Source organism: Palleronia abyssalis, from assembly GCF_900302445.1.
Taxonomy (GTDB): Bacteria; Pseudomonadota; Alphaproteobacteria; order Rhodobacterales; family Rhodobacteraceae; genus Palleronia; species Palleronia abyssalis.
Map to the genome: position 1 here is coordinate 43,398 of NZ_ONZF01000007.1, position 17,153 is coordinate 60,550.

Consider the following 17,153-nt stretch of genomic DNA (forward strand, 5'->3'; position numbering starts at 1 on the left):
CGGGGTTTCATGCCACCCGTCGAAGACCTATATCCGGCCAGCGTCATCAGGAGGGAATCATGGCTCAGTCGCGCCACGTCAAGCTTCTCATCGTCGGGTCCGGTCCCGCCGGGTACACCGCCGCCGTCTATGCGGCCCGCGCCATGCTGGACCCGGTCTTGGTTCAAGGCATCCAGCCCGGTGGCCAGCTAACCATCACCACCGATGTCGAGAATTGGCCCGGCGAGCAATCCATCATGGGCCCCGATCTGATGGTTCGCATGGAAGGCCATGCTCGCGAAATGGGCGCGGAGATCGTGTCGGATCACATTTCCTCGCTAGACCTCTCTCAACGGCCATTCACCGCAACGGCAGACAGCGGCACTGTCTTCACGGCCGACGCCGTGATCTTGGCCACCGGGGCACAGGCGAAGTGGCTGGGTCTGCCCAGCGAAGAGGCATTCAAGGGGTTCGGGGTCTCGGCATGCGCCACGTGCGACGGGTTCTTCTATCGTGGGCAGGAGGTCGCCGTGTTCGGCGGGGGCAACACCGCTGTCGAGGAAGCGCTGTTCCTGACGAACTTCGCCTCGAAAGTGACGCTGGTCCACCGGAGGGATGAACTCCGTGCGGAAAAGATTCTGCAAAAGCGCCTGTTGGAGCATCCCAAGGTCGAGGTTATCTGGAACCACCAGCTTGAAGAGGTGACCGGCACCGACATGCCTAAAGGGGTCGAAGGTGTGCGGATCAAGAACGTCGAGACCGGGGAAATGCGCGAGTTGCAGGTGAAGGGCGTGTTCATCGCCATCGGCCACGCGCCCGCATCCGAATTGGTCAAGGACCAGCTGGAAACGCATATGGGCGGCTATGTCGTGACCAAACCCGGAACCACCGAAACGAGCGTTCCGGGAGTCTTCGCGGCCGGCGATCTGACCGACCATGTGTATCGTCAGGCCGTCACCAGTGCCGGTATGGGATGCATGGCCGCGCTCGAAGCCGAGCGGTGGTTGACCGAACAGGGCATGGACGAAGGCAAGGAAGAGAGCGAGCCCCTGGGATGGGGTGCGCGCGTCGAAGCCACGGGCTGAGCTCTGCGGAACGTGCGTTCGCGTTGCACCCCGTGACGCGAACGGCGCACAAGGCAAGATTTCCCTTCGCGGTAAAATGTCGGCACCTTTGCAGCATTATCCGTAATTCTAGCCTCAATCGTACTGCATCGGACCGCCATGGCTTGAGCCGCACATGCCGCTTGGGGTAGGGGCGCGGCAACGGCCATGGGCCCGGACCCCAACACAGCAGGCGGACGGCAATGCAAAATCCCAATCTCGCTCCGGTGCCGGAGCTTTTCGTTTCCTATGAAAGCGCACAGAAGATGAAGGTCGAGGCGGGCGATCTGGCCTCGCACGACCTGTCGCCGCGCCAGATTTGCGATCTGGAGCTTTTGATGAATGGCGGCTTCGCGCCGCTGAAGGGCTTTCTGGGACAGGACGACTACGACGGCGTCGTCGAGAACATGCGCCTGGCGGACGGAAAGCTCTGGCCGATGCCCATCACGCTCGACGTGTCAGAGGCGTTCGCCGACAAGATCGAAACCGGTCAGGACATCGCCCTTCGCGATCAGGAGGGCGTGATCCTGGCGACGATGACCGTCACCGATAAGTGGACCCCCGACAAATCGCGCGAGGCCGAGAAGGTGTTCGGCGCCGATGACGACGCGCACCCGGCGGTGAACTATCTGCACAACCAAGCTAGGAAGGTGTATCTGGGCGGTCCCGTGACCGGCATCCAGCCGCCGGTCCATTACGATTTCCGCGCCCGCCGCGACACGCCGAACGAGCTGCGCGCCTATTTCCGCAAGATGGGCTGGCGTCGGGTCGTCGCGTTCCAGACGCGCAACCCGCTGCACCGCGCACACCAGGAACTGACGTTCCGCGCGGCCAAGGATACCCAGGCTAACCTGCTGATCCACCCCGTTGTTGGCATGACGAAGCCCGGCGACGTGGACCACTTTACCCGCGTGCGTTGCTATGAGGCGGTTCTGGACAAGTACCCGGCTGCGACGACGACCATGTCGCTGCTGCCCCTTGCCATGCGCATGGCAGGCCCGCGCGAGGCCGTTTGGCATGGTCTGATCCGCAAGAACTATGGCGTGACCCACTTCATCGTGGGGCGCGACCACGCCGGGCCGGGCAAGAATTCGGCCGGCGAGGATTTCTATGGCCCCTACGACGCGCAGGAGCTGTTCAAGGAGCACGCCGAGGAAATGGGCATCGAGATGGTGCCGTTCAAACACATGGTCTACGTGCAGGAGCGCGCGCAGTACGAGCCCGCCGACGAGATCGAAGAGGGCGTGACCGTCCTGAACATATCGGGCACCGAGCTACGGCGGCGTCTCCAGGAAGGGCTTGAGATTCCCGATTGGTTCTCGTTCCCCGAGGTTGTTCAGGAACTGCGCAAGACCCGTCCGCCGCGCTCGCAGCAGGGCTTCACCGTGTTCCTGACCGGGCTGTCGGGTTCGGGCAAGTCTACCATCGCCAACGCCCTCATGGTCAAGTTGATGGAGCTGGGCGGCCGGCCGGTGACCCTTCTTGACGGTGATATCGTCCGCAAGAACCTTAGCTCTGAGCTTGGGTTCTCGAAGGAGCATCGCGACCTTAACATTCGCCGCATAGGCTACGTCGCGTCCGAGATCACCAAGAACGGTGGCATCGCGATCTGCGCGCCCATCGCGCCCTACGGCACCACGCGCCGGGCCGTTCGGGAAGAGATCGAGCAATATGGCGCATTCTGCGAGGTCCACGTCGCGACCCCGCTGGAAGAATGCGAGGCGCGCGACCGCAAGGGCCTCTACAAGCTGGCCCGGGAAGGTAAAATCAAGGAGTTCACGGGGATTTCCGATCCCTATGACGAACCCAAGGACCCGGAGGTTCGCGTGAACACCGTTAACGTGGATGTCGACCACTGCGCCCACCAGGTCCTTCTGAAGCTGGAAAGCATGGGTCTGATCGCCGGATAGAAATAAGAAGGGGCGCCGATTTGGCGCCCCTTTTTTTGATTGGCGATGGATCAGGCGGCGTCGTCCAGGCCCCGGCCCTTCAAAAGCGCCTCAACCCCCGGCATCTTGCCGCGGAAGGCGATATAGGCGTCCGCCGCGTCTTGGCTGCCGCCGGCCGACAGGATGTGTTTCTCCAACCTAGCGGCCATGTCCCGATCGAAGGGTCCGCCTGCTTCCTTGAACGCCTCGAACGCATCGGCGTCCATCACCTCGGACCACATATAGCTGTAATAACCGCTGGAATATCCATCGCCCGAGAAGATGTGGGCGAAATGCGGGGTGGCGTGGCGCATGCCGATGGCCTTCGGCATCCCGATATCTTCGAGGACTTCCTGCTGGAAAGCCATCGGGTCTTCGGGCGCCTCGCTCATGTGGAACTCCAGATCCACGAGGGCCGAGCCGAGATATTCGACGGTCTGGAATCCCATGTCGTAAGTCGACGCCGCCAGAAGCCGGTCGCGCATCTCGGCCGGCATGGGCTCGCCCGTTTCGGCATGCGTGGCGTAGGTGGTCAGCAGTTCGGGCACTTCCAGCCAATGCTCGTAAAGCTGGCTGGGCAGTTCCACGAAATCGCGCGCGACACTGGTGCCCGAGATCGACTCGTAGGTCACGTCGGACAGCATTTGGTGCAGCGCATGGCCGAACTCGTGAAACAGGGTCCGTGCGTCGTCGTAAGACAGCAGCGCGGGGCGCTCCTTCGACGGTTTGGCGAAGTTGCAGACATTGACCACGATGGGCCGGACGTCCGCCCGCTGGGACCGCATGGTCGAGCACCACGCGCCGGACCGCTTGGCCCCGCGTGCGAAGTAATCGCCGAGGAAAACGGCCATGTGCTTGCCGTTCCGCGTGACCTCCCACGCGCGCACGTCGGGGTGGTAGAGCGGCGCATCGACCGGCGTGAACTCTAGGTCGAAGAGGCGGTTGGCCACATCGAACGCGGCTTCGATCATCCGGTCGAGCTGCAGATACGGCTTGAGCTGGGTCTCATCCAGGTCATGCTCTTCCACGCGGCGCTTTTCCGAGTAATAGCGCCAGTCCCAAGGCTCAAGGTCGGCGTTGACGCCATCGTTATGCATCATTGCGGCCAGGCGCAGGCCGTCTTCCTCGGCCTTGGCGCGGGCCGGCGCCCAGACTTTCATCAAAAGCTCCCGCACCGCTTCCGGGGTCTTGGCCATCTCGGTCTCAAGCTTGAAGGTGGCGAAGTCGTCATAGCCCAGAAGCCCGGCGCGCTCCTCGCGCAGCGCCAGAACTTCGGCCGCGATCTCGCGATTGTCGGTGTCGCCGCCATTCATGCCGCGCGCGGCCCACGCACGATGCGCGCGCTCGCGTAGGTCGCGGCTGGGGCTGAATTGCAGGAACGGCACGATAAGCGACCGCGACAGTGTCACGACCGGGCCTTTCACGCCTTTCTCCTCGCCTGCCGACCGGGCGGCATCGACGACAAAATCAGGCAAACCTTCCAGATCGCCCTCGGACAGTTCCATGAACCAGTCGCGCTCGTCCGCCAGCAGGTTCTGGGTGAATTGGACCCCAAGCGAGGACAGGCGTTCTGTGACGCTGCGCAGCCGGTCCTTGGCGATCCCTTCCAGCTCGGCCCCCGCGCGAACGAAGCGACGGCGCGTAAGGTAAAGAAGGCGCTGCTGTTCCGCGGTCAGGTCCAGCGAGTCGCGCGCTTGCCATACCGTCTCGATACGTTGGAACAGCGCCTCGTTCATCGCGACGTCAGACGAGAAGGCCGAGAGCATGGGGGAGAAATCGCGGGACAGCTCCTGCCGTGTGTCGTTCGTATCCGCCCCGGCGATGTTGTAGAAGACGCCTAGAACTCGGCCCAACGTCTCGTCAGACCGCTCCAGCGCCTCGACGGTGTTGGCGAAGGTCGGGGCCTCGTCGCTGTCGGCGATGGCGGCCACGTTCGCCCGGGCTTCCTCCAGCGCGGCTTCGACGGCGGGCCGGAAATGGTCGTCCTCGATCCGGTCGAAGGGTGGCATCTGAAAGGGCGTGTCCCAGGGTCCGAGCAGCGGATTGGTCAAAACGGTCTCCTGTTGAAAGGGTCAGGGGCGGCGAGACAGCCGCCGTTCGAGCCTGCGTAGCAGCAAGGACAGGCCCATTGTCAAACATAGGTAGAGGAAAGCGACGACGTTATAAGTCTCGAAGTAGCGGAAATTGCCGGCGGCCGTGACCTTTCCCAGCTGGGTGATGTCCAGAACGCCCACCACCGAGACAAGCGAGCTGTCTTTCACCAGCGCGATGAAGTCGTTGCCCAACGGCGGTAGGATCGTCTTGATGGCCTGCGGCAGCACGATGAAGCGGAAGCGTTGCCAGGGCGAAAGGCCCAGCGACTTCGCGGCCTCGATCTGGCCGGCCTCGACCGACAGAAGGCCTGCGCGGAAAACTTCGGCGATGAAGGCTCCATAGCCCAGAACCAGCGCCAGGATCGCCCGCCAGATCAGGGGGAAGTCGCGGGTTCGCGCCTCGGGCAGACCGATCCAGTTCCAGAACGCCACGATGGCGGGCGCCAGGACGAAGGCGCAGTACAAAAGCAGGACCAGGATCGGCAGGCCGCGCATGACCTCGACATAGAACCGGGCCGATTGTCGAACCCAAATGCGCGTGCTGAGGGAAGCTAGCGCAAGGCCAAGCCCCAGCAGGCAAGCCAGCGCGAACGAGATCACGGTCACGAACATGGTGATCCAGACGCCGCGCAGAAGCGTCTGGAAGATTTGCAGATAAAGGTCGTCTGTGACGATGCGCCACAGGATCAATCCCCCCAGTGCGAGGGCCAGCCACAGCCACCAGGGGCGTTCGCGTGCCACAGGGCTTTACTGGCCGAGCTCGGTCTCGACGAACCACTTGGTATTCAGGGCATCCAGCGTGCCATCTTCGCGCAAAGCGGCAATGGCCTGGTTCATCGGCGCGACCAGTTCGCTGTCTGGCGGAAAGATGAAGCCGAAATCCTCGGCGCCCAACGGCTCACCCACGATCTTCAGGCCGCCGTCCGATGCCGACACATACCCCTGCGCGGCCGTGGAGTCCGACAAGGCAAGGTCCACGTCGCCCACCCGCAGTGCCTGAACCGCGGCGCCGAACGTCTCGAACTGGCGCATCCGGGGGTTCTGTTCGTCACCGTCCAGAACCTCGTAGATTCCAACGTAGAACGGCGTCGTGCCTGGCTGCGCGCCGATCAGCAGATCTTCGTCCTCGGCAAAGCCTTCCGCATCATCGAAGCGATCCTCGTCAGCGCGGACGATCATCCGCATTTCCGAACGCATATAGGGGGCCGAGAAATCGACGACCTCGGCCCGGTCCTCACGTATGGTGATGCCGGTCATGCCCATGTCGTATTCGCCGTTCGCTACGGCGGGGATCATCGCGTCCCAGCTGGTATTCTGGTACACGGGCTCGAAATTCAGGCGCTCGGCGATCTCGGCCATCGCGTCGTATTCCCAGCCCTGCGCCTGACCCGTCGAGGGGCTGACATATTGCAGCGGCGGGTAGGCGTTTTCGACCGCGATGACGACTTCGCGGCCATCAAGGTCGGGCAGGTCCTGCGCCACGGCTGGGAATGCGGCGGCAGCGAGAAGTCCAATCAGAACGGTCCGGCGGATCATGGGGGCATCCTTTCACGTGTTTGCGGCGATGGAACCGCAGAGCGCCCGAAGCTGCAACCTGAAACGCGTAGGTTACTCGGGCCTGCCACAGACCGGGCAATCGGGGCGGCGCTTGAGGGCGATCTCGCGGTGCTCTCCCCAGAGAGCGTCATGGATCGCCATCCGCCCCCGCATGCCCTTCCCCGCGCCCGTGATCTCCTTCACCGCTTCAGCGGCCATCATGGTTCCCAGGATGCCCGGCAGCGGCCCTAGAACGCCCGCCTCGGCGCAGGTGGGTGCCAGGCCAAGCGCGGGTTTTTCAGGAAAGATGCAGGCATAGCAGGGCGTGCTGTCCCAAGGGGCGTAGGTGGTCAGCTGCCCCTCCCACTGGCTGAGGGCGCCGGACACCAGTGGAACGCGTGCTTGTGTGCAGGCATCGTTCAGCACATAGCGCGTGTCGAGGTCGTCGCATCCGTCCAGCACGATGTCGAACTCCGGGACGAGGTCCCCCGCGATGTCAGCGGTCAGGCGCCGGTGATACGGCTTGACGACGAGATAGGGGTTCAGAGCCTTCATCGCCGCTTCGGCCGAGAACACCTTGGGCATGCCGACGCGCTTGTCGGTGTGAATAACCTGTCGTTGCAGGTTCGTCGCGTCCACGTGATCGTCGTCGATCACCCCGATCGTCCCCACCCCCGCCGCAGCGAGATACAGCATCGCGGGCGAGCCCAGCCCCCCTGCCCCCACGACCAGGACAGAGGACTGCTTCAGCTTCTTCTGCCCCAGTCCCCCGATCTCGCGCAAGACGACATGCCGGGCATACCGGTCGAGCTCGCCCGGCGCGAACTGTCCCGGCGCGACCTCGGTTGGGCGATTCTCGGGGCGGACGTTCCGGCGCAGGCGCTTCAGAACCAGCGAATAGCCGAACACCAGAAGTCCTAGCCCCCCTAGAACCAACCACTCGCCTACGGATCCACCCAAAGGGGATTGCCCCGGCAGAAGCACCGCCAAAGCCATGACAATGACGTAAAGAAGCCCCAGGGCCAGCAACCTGGCTTGGCTGGGCCAACCAAGCCAGCGCCCGCCGAACCAGATCGCGGCCGCCAGGATCAGGGCAAGCGCCATCAGGTGGACCCGGTCGACCCGAATCCGCCCGTGCCGCGGGGCGTGGGCGGCAGAGCGTCCGCAAACGAAAAGACCGCTCGGGTCACGGGGGCGAACACCGCCTGGGCGATCCGGTCACCGTGGGCGATCCGGACCGGTTCGCTGCCGAGGTTGATCAGCAATACGCCAACTTCCCCCCGATAGTCCGCATCCACCGTTCCGGGGCTGTTGACGAGGGTCAGGCCCGCCTTCAGCGCCAGCCCCGAGCGAGGGCGCACCTGCATCTCCCACCCCTCCGGCAGCGCCATGGCAAGGCCCGTGGGGATCAGCGCGCGATCCATCGGCTGCAGCTCGACGCCCTCGCGGCGATGGGCGGGGAAGTTCGCGCGCAGGTCCGCCCCCGCGGCGCCGGCAGTGGCGTAGTTCGGCAGTGGAACGTCGGGATCGCTTTCGGGCAACCGCTGGACGACAACTTTCATCGCAGCGTCTCCGCAATCCGGGCAATCAGTCTTTCGGCCACGACATCCTTTCCGGCGCGGGGCCAGTCCTCGGTCCCGGTTTCGGTGACCAGAGTGACGGCGTTCTCGGTCCCGCCCATGATCCCGGTGCCGTCCGAGACATCGTTGGCGACGATCCAATCGCATCCCTTGCGGCGCCGCTTGGTGATCGCGTTGGCCACCACGTCATCCGTTTCGGCCGCGAACCCGATGACCAGCCCGGGCCGGTCCGCCCGGGTCGAGACGCACGCCAGGATGTCCGGGTTCTCGGCGAACTCGAGCTGCGGCAGTCCGCCCGCGGTCTTCTTCATCTTCGAGGCCGCCGCGTTCGAAACCCGCCAGTCGGCAACCGCGGCGGCGAAGATGGCAACGTCGGCGGGCAAGGCCTGCGTGACGGTCTCGTGCATCTGGCGCGCCGTCTCGACACGATGGATGGTGCAACCCTCGGGCAGGGGCGCATCGGCGGGGCCGGTCACGAAAGTGACGCGTGCCCCGGCGCGTCGGGCCGCCCGCGCAATGGCCGTTCCCTGCGCCCCGGACGATCGGTTGGCGATATAGCGGACCGGGTCGATGGGCTCGTGGGTCGGACCGGATGTGATCAGGACATGCCGCCCCGTCAGGGGGCCCGCGGTCAGCCGTGAAGTGATTTCGGCAAGTATGGCCGCCGGTTCCGACATCCGCCCGGGCCCATGCTCACCGCAGGCCATATCGCCGACATCCGGGCCAACCGTTCCGATCCCGTCTTGCCTCAGCAGGTCAAGATTGCGCTGCGTCGCGGGGTGCTGCCACATCCGGACGTTCATCGCCGGGGCGATCAGGACGGGCGTGTCGGTCGCCAGAAGCAGGGTCGAGGCCAGGTCGTCGGCGTGACCGCCCGCCATCTTCGCCATCAGGTCGGCGGTTGCGGGGGCCATGACGATCAGGTCGGCCACGCGGGACAGTTGGATGTGCCCCATTTCGGCCTCGTCTGTCAGGTCCCACAGGTCGGTATACACCTTCTCCCCCGCCAGGGACGCGACAGAAAGTGGGGTGACGAACTCGGCCCCCGCGCGCGTTAGGACGGGCGTGATCGATGCCCCGGCACGCCGCAACTGGCGGATTAGGTCAAGCGTCTTGTAGGCCGCGATACCACCACCGACGATCAGAAGGATGCGTTTTCCAGTCAACATGCGGCGGACCCTAGGCCGATGACCCGGCGGCGGCAACGCCCGGCGTCAGCGGAAAGCGTCGCAGGGATCGCCGGCGCGATCAGCCGGGGGATCGGTCCGGATCAGAACGTCGAATGGCGCCTCGTCCCATCCGCCCGAACTCTGCCCGATGGAAATCACGTGAAGGCCCGGCCGCGCCATTCGCAGAAGGGCCGGTACGCCGCGATCCGTTCGCGCATGTCCGTTCCCGGTGATAACCGCAACCGGGCCGCCAGAAGCCTCCAATGCCTTCAAGGTCGCTTCGGCCAAGGCGGCATCCCTGAGGCGCTGTGCCGCAACCATGCCGGGCAGAGCCTCGGCGGGAAGCATGTTGCAATGCGCCTCGGCCTGTTCGGCTTCGCGGGCCATCTGCTCGTCCGTGGGCAAGGGAATGGACAGGCCGAACGGATCGTCACCGCCTGCGGAATTGGCGCGGCCGCTGTCGACCGCGCGGGAAAGATCGTCGCGCGACAGTTCAGCCCCGAGGATCAGGGCCCCTTCGGCCGCGGCGAAAACGGGGGCGTAGATCCCGAAATCCGGCCATCCACGGTCTTCCCACTGCAAGGCATCGCCCAACGCGCCGGGATCGTCCCCGGCCCGGGCTGTTGCGACCGGCCCGAGTTCGGGCGGCAGCATCTCGAACACGACCGCGCCCGGGTTCATCCTTGCGATCCAGTCTGCCTGGTTCAGATGGTGTTGGGGGGCGTCGTGTTCCTCGCCCATGACGACGACCGGAGCATCCAGCGGTACGTCCTGCGCAATAGAAGGCGTCGCCCCGAGGGAAAGGGCGACGCCGACCGAGAAGGCAATGAGAGGTCTCACGCCGTCAGGAGAGGAAATTCCGAACCTCGGAACACTGGGTCTCAAGCGACTTGCGCATCTTGCCGAAGGCCGCAGCCTCGAGCTGGCGAACACGCTCCTTCGAAAGGCCGAGTTCCGTGCCGAGGCTTTCCAGCGTCCGGGGCTGATCGCGCAGCTTACGCTCGCGGACGATGAAACGTTCGCGGTCGTTCAATTGCTGCATCGCCTCGACCAGCCAGATGCGCAGGGTATCGACGTCCTTGGCATGGCTTACGGTTTCGTCCGCCTGCGCGGCATCGTCCTCCAGCGCGTCGATCCACTGACGCCCTTCGTCTTCGGTCGACTGGGTCGCGTTAAGGGAGAAATCGGAACCCGCAAGCCGGCCTTCCATCATCTCTACATCATGCAGTGGGACGCCGACCTCCGTGGCGATCATCTGCCGCATCGTCTGACGGTCCAGACGTTCGCCCGATGCGGCCGCCTCCCGCTCGAGCCTCGCCTGTACGCGACGCATGTTGAAGAACAGCGACTTTTGCGACGAGGTCGATCCGGTTCGGACCATCGACCAGTTGCGCATCACATAGTCTTGGATCGACGCCTTGATCCACCATACCGCATATGTGGAAAACCGCACACCGCGATCGGGATCGAACTTGTCGGCCGCCTTCATGAGGCCCAACCCGGCCTCCTGAATGAGGTCGTTCATGGGGGCGCCGTAACGTTTGAACTTCGCCGCCATCGAGATCGCCAACCTCATGTAGGCCGTGATCAGGCGGTGAAGGGCAGCCTCATCGCGCTCGTCGCGCCAAGCGTAGGCGAGCTTCAGTTCGGTTTCGGCATCCAGTAATTCGGCCTGCATCGCCCGACGCGACAGGGTCTGGTCTGAGAATCCATCGAAAGCCACGTGTCTACTCCCACGATTTCTTTTGTCAGCGCGCTTGCTCGGACGTTCAGGCAACTGGTAACTCGCGCGTTCCGAAGCCTAAGCCGCGGCGATCCGGGAAAGTTCCCGGGCGACGTTGCTAAATGCGCAATTCGGTCTAGGGATCGGCCGCGGTGATCGTCATATGCACCTTCCTTGATTGGACTTGGGGGCGCTTTCAGCCTTAGCTGTGAGCCATGGAAAATATTCTGCATCTGGCGGATCCCGGCTTTTCGTCCTGGTCCATGCGCGTATGGCTGATCCTGTCTCGCACAGGCATTCCGCACCGCGTGGAGTGGCACAGGGTCTACGGGGATCCCCCGTTGGCGGCACAGATCGGCCAGCCCCCGGCACGGACGGTTCCGGTGCTGGTCACCGACGGCGTCGCAATCCGCGACAGCCTTGCCATCGCGGAAGAGGTTGCCTCGCGCTATCCCGATGCCGACGTCTGGCCCGCCGATCCCGCGCGACGTGCCCTTGCCCGGTCGCTGGCCGCGGAGATGCATTCGGGCTTCGCAGCGCTGCGCGGCGACTGTCCGATGTGCCTCAGGACGGCATATTGCGACGTTCCGGTGGGCGATGGGGTTCTGGCCGATCTTCGGCGCCTCGAAGACATCTGGTCCGACGCCCTCGATCGATCGGGTGGGCCCTGGCTGGCCGGGGCTTGGTCGGCGGCTGATGCGTTCTATGCACCCGTGGCCGCACGAATTGCCGGATACGGCCTGCCGCTGACGCGCGCTGCAAGCGTTGCTTACGTTAATAGCCACCTCACGGAGCCTTCGTTCCGCGAATGGCGCCGGATGGGCCTACAGATCGGCGAGGATCTGCACTACGGGGTTTATTCCAGGCCGTTTCCCCGCGTCGCGTGGCCGGACAGCATTAATCGGGCGTAAACCACCATTGGCGTAGCTGTGGCGGATGACCGCCCGCAGCTATACCGTAGCCTTCGAAGGCATTGAGACCCGCGAGGTCGAGGTTCAGTGCGCGGCAACCTTGGGGATACCGGGCTTTGCCATCGTCGGCCTGCCTGACAAGGCCGTCAGCGAGGCGCGCGACCGGGTGCGCACGGCCTTGATGGCGCTATCCATCGCGCTGCCGTCGAAGCGGATCGTGGTGAACCTGTCCCCGGCCGGACTGCCGAAGGAGGGGTCTCATTTCGACCTGCCCATCGCCCTGGCGTTGCTGGCGGCCATCGACATTCTACCGCGCGAGGCGGTCGAACGGGTGGTATCGCTGGGCGAACTGTCGTTGGACGGAAGCCTTCTGCCGGTGGTCGGGGCCCTGCCCACCGCCCTGCACGCCGCCGAGACCCACCGGACCCTTCTATGCCCCCGAGGCTGTGGCCCGGAAGCTGCCTGGGTCGGCGCGGCCGAGGTCTTGGCCCCGGAGACCTTGGGGCAGGCAATCGCGCATTTCAACGGACAACGGCCAATCTCTCCGGCCGAACCGGGCGAGATCGAAGCGCGGCGCGAGACGCCGGACCTGATAGACGTCCGGGGGCAGGAACGGGCCAAACGGGCGCTGGAGATTGCGGCGGCCGGGCGGCATCACCTGATCTATGTCGGCCCGCCCGGCGCGGGCAAGTCAATGCTGGCCCGACGCTTGCCGGGTTTGCTTCCACCGCTCAGCCCTCGTGAGGCGCTGGATACGTCGATGATCCATTCGCTGGCCGGCCTGATCGACGAAGGCGGCCTGACTCGCGAGCGTCCCTTCCAGGAACCGCACCACACCGCGTCGATGCCCGCCATCGTCGGCGGAGGCAAGGGCGCGAAACCCGGCCAGATCAGTCTGGCCCACAACGGTGTCCTGTTCATGGACGAGTTTCCAGAATTCGCCCGCCCCGTCCTGGAAACCCTGCGCCAACCGATCGAGACCGGCGAAGTCGTGATCGCCCGCGCCAATGCGCATGTCCGCTATCCCTGTCGTTTTCTTCTGGTGGCGGCCGCAAACCCGTGCCGGTGCGGGTACATGACAGACCCCGCCCGTGCCTGTCCCCGCGCCCCGACCTGCGGGGAAGACTACATGAACCGGATTTCGGGGCCGCTGATGGATCGCTTCGACCTACGGGTCGAGGTACCCCCGGTCAGTTTCACGGATCTGGACTTGCCGCCCACCGGTGAACCAACGGCCCTCGTCGCGGCACGGGTTGCCGAGGCGCGGCGCGCGCAAGCCGCTCGGTTCGAGGGACACGAGGCAGTCACGGTCAACGCCGACATGCATGGCAGCCTTCTGGACGAGGTCGGCAAGCCGGATGCCGAGGGCAAAGGACTGCTGCTGAAAGCCGCCGAGCGGTTCGGCCTGACCGCGCGCGGCTATCACCGCGTTCTACGCGTCGCGCGTACGATCGCCGACCTGGACGGATCGCCCGACCTGCGCGCGCCCCATATCTCCGAAGCTTTGTCCTTCCGGCTGACAACCCGCGTCTGACACGGCCCTTCGGTACTTGGTGAAACGCTTTCGGTCTAATCATCGAGCGCCAAAATTCCCAGACGCCCGCGAACACCAATACGATTGCGCCAACGATCCGCAACAATGTTGATTCGGGAAACCGCATCAGTGAACCGCACTCGAAGGCCAGCCCGAACAGAAGGGCTGTCATCATTAGAAAGTCGGTGGCTGGCCAAACGGACCCTTCGAGAACCCGCCGTCAGACCACGCAGGCAGCAACACCCCCCACCGCGCCGTAGGGCGGGGACCGACCGAACGGCAACTGCGGATCGATGGTTCTGCGTTCTACTCGGCGGCCTCCTGATACGCTTCAACAGGTGGGCAGGTGCAGATTAGATTGCGGTCGCCATAGGCATTGTCGACCCGGTTGACCGGCGGCCAGTACTTGTCGACCCGGAAGGCGCCGGCTGGAAAGCACCCGGCTTCGCGCGTGTAGGGTCGATCCCAATCGCCGACCAGATCCTCGACCGTGTGCGGCGCGCGCTTGAGGGGATTGGCCTCGCGGTCCGATCGGCCCTCTTCGATGGCGCGGATCTCCTCGCGGATCGCCAGCATCGCGTCACAGAACCGGTCGAGCTCGGCCTTGGTTTCGCTTTCCGTCGGTTCGACCATCAATGTCCCCGCGACAGGCCAGCTCATCGTTGGGGCGTGAAACCCGTTATCGACCAAGCGCTTGGCAATATCGTCCACCGTGACGCCCGCGGATTTGTCGAAGGGGCGTACGTCGATGATGCATTCATGCGCGACGCGCCCCTCGGTCCCGCGATAGAGGATCTTGTACGCGCCATCGAGCCTTGCGGCGATGTAGTTCGCGTTCAGAATCGCGGCCTTGGTGGCCTGCGTCAGCCCCTCGCCCCCCATCAAGCGGCAATAGGCCCACGAGATCGGCAGGATCGATGCCGATCCAAATCGCGTGCCTGAAACCGCCCCCTGCCCGTCCCCCGGAAGATACGGCGCAAGATGCGCCTTCACCCCGATGGGCCCCATCCCGGGGCCGCCCCCGCCATGGGGGATGCAGAAGGTCTTGTGCAGGTTCAGGTGGCTGACATCCGCGCCGATTTCACCCGGCTTCACCAGACCCACCATCGCATTGAGGTTCGCCCCGTCCAGATAGACCTGCCCGCCATGGGCATGGGTGATCTCGCAGACCTCGCGTACCGTTTCCTCGAACACACCGTGGGTCGACGGATAGGTGATCATGCAGGCGGCCAAAGCTCCGCCCGCCTTCTCGGCCTTCGCGCGGAAATCGTCGACGTCGATATCCCCGCGGTCAGTGCACTTCACAACCACGACCTTCATCCCCGCCATCTGGGCTGAGGCGGGGTTGGTGCCGTGTGCGTTCACCGGGATCAGGCAGACATCCCGCCCGGTCTCCCCTTGGGCGGCGTGCCAGGCACGGATGGTCAGAAGGCCCGCATACTCACCTTGCGCGCCGGAATTGGGCTGCATCGACATCGCGTCGTATCCCGTGATCCGGCAAAGACGGTCCGACAGATCGTCGATCAGCGCGCGATACCCCTTGGTCTGCTCGTCCGGGGCGAACGGATGGATATCGGCGAAATCGGGCCACGTGATCGCCGCCATCTCGGCCGCGGCGTTCAGCTTCATAGTGCAGGACCCCAGCGGGATCATCGCACGGTCCAGCGCAAGATCCCGGTCCGCAAGGCGGCGCATATAGCGCATCATCTCGGTCTCGGCCCGGTTCATGTGGAAGACGGGATGCTGAAGATAGTCGGACGTCCGGGCGAGCGCATCGGGCAACCGGAACCCCTGGTCATCACGTATCGAAGCAACGCCGAACGCCTCCAGAAGCCGGATCAGCGTTTCGTCCCGCGTCGTCTCGTCCAGTGCGATGCCGATCCGGGTGTTCCCTACGGGGCGCAGGTTGATCCGTCGATCCGCGGCGGCGCGAAGGATCACGTCTCGCAGGGCGCCGCATTCCACGGTGATCGTGTCGAAGAAATGATCCGGACCCACGTCATAACCAGCCTGCGACAGCGCATCCGCCACCCGTACGGCCTTCTGATGAATACGCTGGGCAATGGCCTTCAGCCCTTCGGGGCCGTGGAACACAGCATAGAAGCCCGCCATGACGGCCAGAAGCGCCTGCGCGGTACAAACGTTCGAGGTCGCCTTCTCGCGCCTGATGTGCTGCTCGCGGGTCTGCAGCGATAAACGGTAGGCTTGGTTGCCCCGCGCATCGACCGAAACACCGACGATCCGGCCGGGCATCGCGCGTTTCATGGCATCCCGGCAGGCCATGTAGGCCGCGTGCGGACCGCCAAACCCCATGGGCACGCCGAACCGCTGGGTTGAACCGACGGCAATATCCGCCCCCATGGCGCCGGGCTCTTTCAAAAGCGTCAGGGCGAGCGGGTCGGCGATCACGATGCCCAAGGCGCTTTCTGCGTGAAGATGGGCAATGGCGTCGGCAAAATCGCGTACCGCGCCGTATGTGCCGGGATACTGGAAGACGGCGGCGAAAACCTCCGTGCAGTCCAGATCGTCAGGGTCTCCCACAATCACGTCGATCCCCAGCGGGGCGCAGCGCGTGCGGATCACGTCGATGTTCTGAGGATGGCAACCCTCGTCGACGAACACGGCTGACTTTTTCGACTTCGAGACTCGCTGCGCCATGGTCACGGCTTCGGCCGCGGCCGTCGCCTCGTCCAGAAGGGAGGCATTGGCGACCTCAAGTCCCGTCAGATCGCAGATCATGGTTTGAAAGTTCAGCAGCGCCTCCAGACGGCCCTGGCTGATCTCTGGCTGGTACGGCGTATAGGCCGTGTACCAGGCAGGGTTTTCCAAGATATTTCGCTGGATCGCCGGCGGCGTGACGGTCCCATGATAGCCGGCGCCGATCATCGAAGACATCACAGTGTTCCGCCCTGCGATCTGCCGAAGTTCCCACAAAAGCTCGCGCTCGGTCAGCGGCGCGCCTAGATCTAGGGGGGCGTTCTGTCGGATACCGCGTGGCACCGTCTGATCTATCAAGGCATCCAGGTCCGACACATCGAGGGTCGCAAGCATCTCGGCCATCTCGGCCGGCGACGGGCCGATATGGCGACGGTTCGCGAAATCGTAGGGGTCGTACTCTGTCGGTTTAAACGGCATAACGTCTCCTTCGAGGGTGTCATGCCCCTCACCCTTGTGAAAATATCCAATGCCGAACGCCTACCATCAGGGCGTGACGGCTGGCCGCCCGGGATCAGATGAACTTCTTGTACGCGGCCTCGTCCATGAACTCGTCGAGCGCGGACATATCCTCGACCCGCATCTTAAAGAACCAGCCGGCCCCCAGTGGATCCTCGTTCACGAGCCCTGGATTTTCTTCCAGCGCCGGATTGACCTCGAGGATCTCGCCATCGACGGGGGCCAGGATTTCGGACGCTGCCTTGACGCTCTCGATGACGACGCATTCGTCTTCTTTGGCGACGGTCTTCCCCTCTTCGGGAAGCTCGACAAACACGATATCTCCCAATTGTTCGGCAGCGTGGTCGGTGATGCCCACGGTGACGACGTTGTCCTCGTCGTCCTCGGGGCGAATCCATTCGTGTTCTTCAGTGAATTTCATCG

The 17,153-nt window shown here is 64.3% G+C and carries 14 protein-coding genes; 4 read left to right on the forward strand and 10 right to left on the reverse strand.

All coding sequences use genetic code 11. From position 1 onward, the window contains the following. Positions 1 to 59: 59 nt before the first annotated feature. A complete protein-coding gene (trxB, locus tag PAA8504_RS14375) occupies positions 60 to 1,064 on the forward strand; it encodes a thioredoxin-disulfide reductase (protein ID WP_108894893.1) in 1,005 nt (334 codons plus the stop codon). Positions 1,065 to 1,285: 221 nt separating this feature from the next. Then, positions 1,286 to 2,992 carry a bifunctional sulfate adenylyltransferase/adenylylsulfate kinase gene (locus tag PAA8504_RS14380; RefSeq protein WP_108894894.1) on the forward strand — a complete coding sequence of 569 codons (1,707 nt, stop codon included), beginning with the start codon at positions 1,286 to 1,288 and terminating at the stop codon, positions 2,990 to 2,992. Positions 2,993 to 3,042: 50 nt separating this feature from the next. On the opposite strand, the gene PAA8504_RS14385 is transcribed toward PAA8504_RS14380, so the two are convergent. The 8 genes from PAA8504_RS14385 to PAA8504_RS14420 form a co-directional block, all read right to left on the reverse strand. Continuing rightward, the gene (locus PAA8504_RS14385) at positions 3,043 to 5,061 is read right to left on the reverse strand and encodes a M3 family metallopeptidase (protein ID WP_108894895.1); all 2,019 of its coding nucleotides are present in this window, start codon (positions 5,059 to 5,061) and stop codon (positions 3,043 to 3,045) included. A gap of 21 nt (positions 5,062 to 5,082) precedes the next feature. Continuing rightward, positions 5,083 to 5,844 carry an amino acid ABC transporter permease gene (locus PAA8504_RS14390; RefSeq protein WP_108894896.1) on the reverse strand — a complete coding sequence of 254 codons (762 nt, stop codon included), beginning with the start codon at positions 5,842 to 5,844 and terminating at the stop codon, positions 5,083 to 5,085. 6 nt (positions 5,845 to 5,850) lie between these two features. Further along, positions 5,851 to 6,639 carry a transporter substrate-binding domain-containing protein gene (locus PAA8504_RS14395; RefSeq protein ID WP_108894897.1) on the reverse strand — a complete coding sequence of 263 codons (789 nt, stop codon included), beginning with the start codon at positions 6,637 to 6,639 and terminating at the stop codon, positions 5,851 to 5,853. A 72-nt stretch (positions 6,640 to 6,711) separates the two neighbouring features. Then, positions 6,712 to 7,743 (reverse strand): HesA/MoeB/ThiF family protein, encoded by a 1,032-nt coding sequence (locus PAA8504_RS14400; protein WP_108894898.1) that lies wholly within the window; start codon positions 7,741 to 7,743, stop codon positions 6,712 to 6,714. Continuing rightward, positions 7,743 to 8,201 carry a dUTP diphosphatase gene (gene dut / locus PAA8504_RS14405; RefSeq protein ID WP_108894899.1) on the reverse strand — a complete coding sequence of 153 codons (459 nt, stop codon included), beginning with the start codon at positions 8,199 to 8,201 and terminating at the stop codon, positions 7,743 to 7,745. Before dut ends, PAA8504_RS14400 begins: the two co-directional genes overlap by 1 nt. Further along, positions 8,198 to 9,388 (reverse strand): bifunctional phosphopantothenoylcysteine decarboxylase/phosphopantothenate--cysteine ligase CoaBC, encoded by a 1,191-nt coding sequence (gene coaBC, locus PAA8504_RS14410; protein ID WP_108894900.1) that lies wholly within the window; start codon positions 9,386 to 9,388, stop codon positions 8,198 to 8,200. The genes dut and coaBC overlap by 4 nt, the downstream gene beginning before the upstream one ends. 45 nt (positions 9,389 to 9,433) lie before the next feature. After that, a complete protein-coding gene (locus tag PAA8504_RS14415) occupies positions 9,434 to 10,228 on the reverse strand; it encodes a ChaN family lipoprotein (RefSeq protein ID WP_245897645.1) in 795 nt (264 codons plus the stop codon). A 4-nt stretch (positions 10,229 to 10,232) separates the two neighbouring features. Beyond that, a complete protein-coding gene (locus PAA8504_RS14420) occupies positions 10,233 to 11,111 on the reverse strand; it encodes an RNA polymerase factor sigma-32 (protein ID WP_108894902.1) in 879 nt (292 codons plus the stop codon). A 215-nt stretch (positions 11,112 to 11,326) separates the two neighbouring features. Between PAA8504_RS14420 and PAA8504_RS14425 the strand changes: the two genes are divergently transcribed. After that, positions 11,327 to 12,022 (forward strand): glutathione S-transferase, encoded by a 696-nt coding sequence (locus PAA8504_RS14425; RefSeq protein WP_108894903.1) that lies wholly within the window; start codon positions 11,327 to 11,329, stop codon positions 12,020 to 12,022. Between the two features lie 25 nt (positions 12,023 to 12,047). Then, positions 12,048 to 13,556, forward strand: a complete 1,509-nt coding sequence (locus PAA8504_RS14430) for a YifB family Mg chelatase-like AAA ATPase (RefSeq protein WP_108894904.1) — start codon at positions 12,048 to 12,050, stop codon at positions 13,554 to 13,556. A gap of 306 nt (positions 13,557 to 13,862) precedes the next feature. Here PAA8504_RS14430 and gcvP read toward each other — a convergent pair whose 3' ends face one another. Both gcvP and gcvH read right to left on the reverse strand, forming a co-directional pair. Continuing rightward, positions 13,863 to 16,691, reverse strand: a complete 2,829-nt coding sequence (gene gcvP / locus PAA8504_RS14435; RefSeq protein WP_108894905.1) for an aminomethyl-transferring glycine dehydrogenase — start codon at positions 16,689 to 16,691, stop codon at positions 13,863 to 13,865. Between the two features lie 94 nt (positions 16,692 to 16,785). Further along, positions 16,786 to 17,151: a glycine cleavage system protein GcvH gene (gene gcvH / locus PAA8504_RS14440; RefSeq protein ID WP_108894906.1), complete on the reverse strand. Its 366-nt coding sequence runs from the start codon at positions 17,149 to 17,151 to the stop codon at positions 16,786 to 16,788. Between the last annotated feature and the right edge of the window lie 2 nt (positions 17,152 to 17,153).

Coding starts and splice junctions, on each gene's coding strand:
- trxB (WP_108894893.1), top strand. CDS start 60: ATGGCTCAGTCGCGCCACGTCAAGCTTCTCATCGTCGGGTCCGGTCCC.
- PAA8504_RS14380 (WP_108894894.1), top strand. CDS start 1,286: ATGCAAAATCCCAATCTCGCTCCGGTGCCGGAGCTTTTCGTTTCCTAT.
- PAA8504_RS14395 (WP_108894897.1), bottom strand. CDS start 6,639: ATGATCCGCCGGACCGTTCTGATTGGACTTCTCGCTGCCGCCGCATTC.
- PAA8504_RS14400 (WP_108894898.1), bottom strand. CDS start 7,743: ATGGCGCTTGCCCTGATCCTGGCGGCCGCGATCTGGTTCGGCGGGCGC.
- dut (WP_108894899.1), bottom strand. CDS start 8,201: ATGAAAGTTGTCGTCCAGCGGTTGCCCGAAAGCGATCCCGACGTTCCA.
- coaBC (WP_108894900.1), bottom strand. CDS start 9,388: ATGTTGACTGGAAAACGCATCCTTCTGATCGTCGGTGGTGGTATCGCG.
- PAA8504_RS14425 (WP_108894903.1), top strand. CDS start 11,327: ATGGAAAATATTCTGCATCTGGCGGATCCCGGCTTTTCGTCCTGGTCC.
- PAA8504_RS14430 (WP_108894904.1), top strand. CDS start 12,048: ATGACCGCCCGCAGCTATACCGTAGCCTTCGAAGGCATTGAGACCCGC.
- gcvP (WP_108894905.1), bottom strand. CDS start 16,691: ATGCCGTTTAAACCGACAGAGTACGACCCCTACGATTTCGCGAACCGT.
- gcvH (WP_108894906.1), bottom strand. CDS start 17,151: ATGAAATTCACTGAAGAACACGAATGGATTCGCCCCGAGGACGACGAG.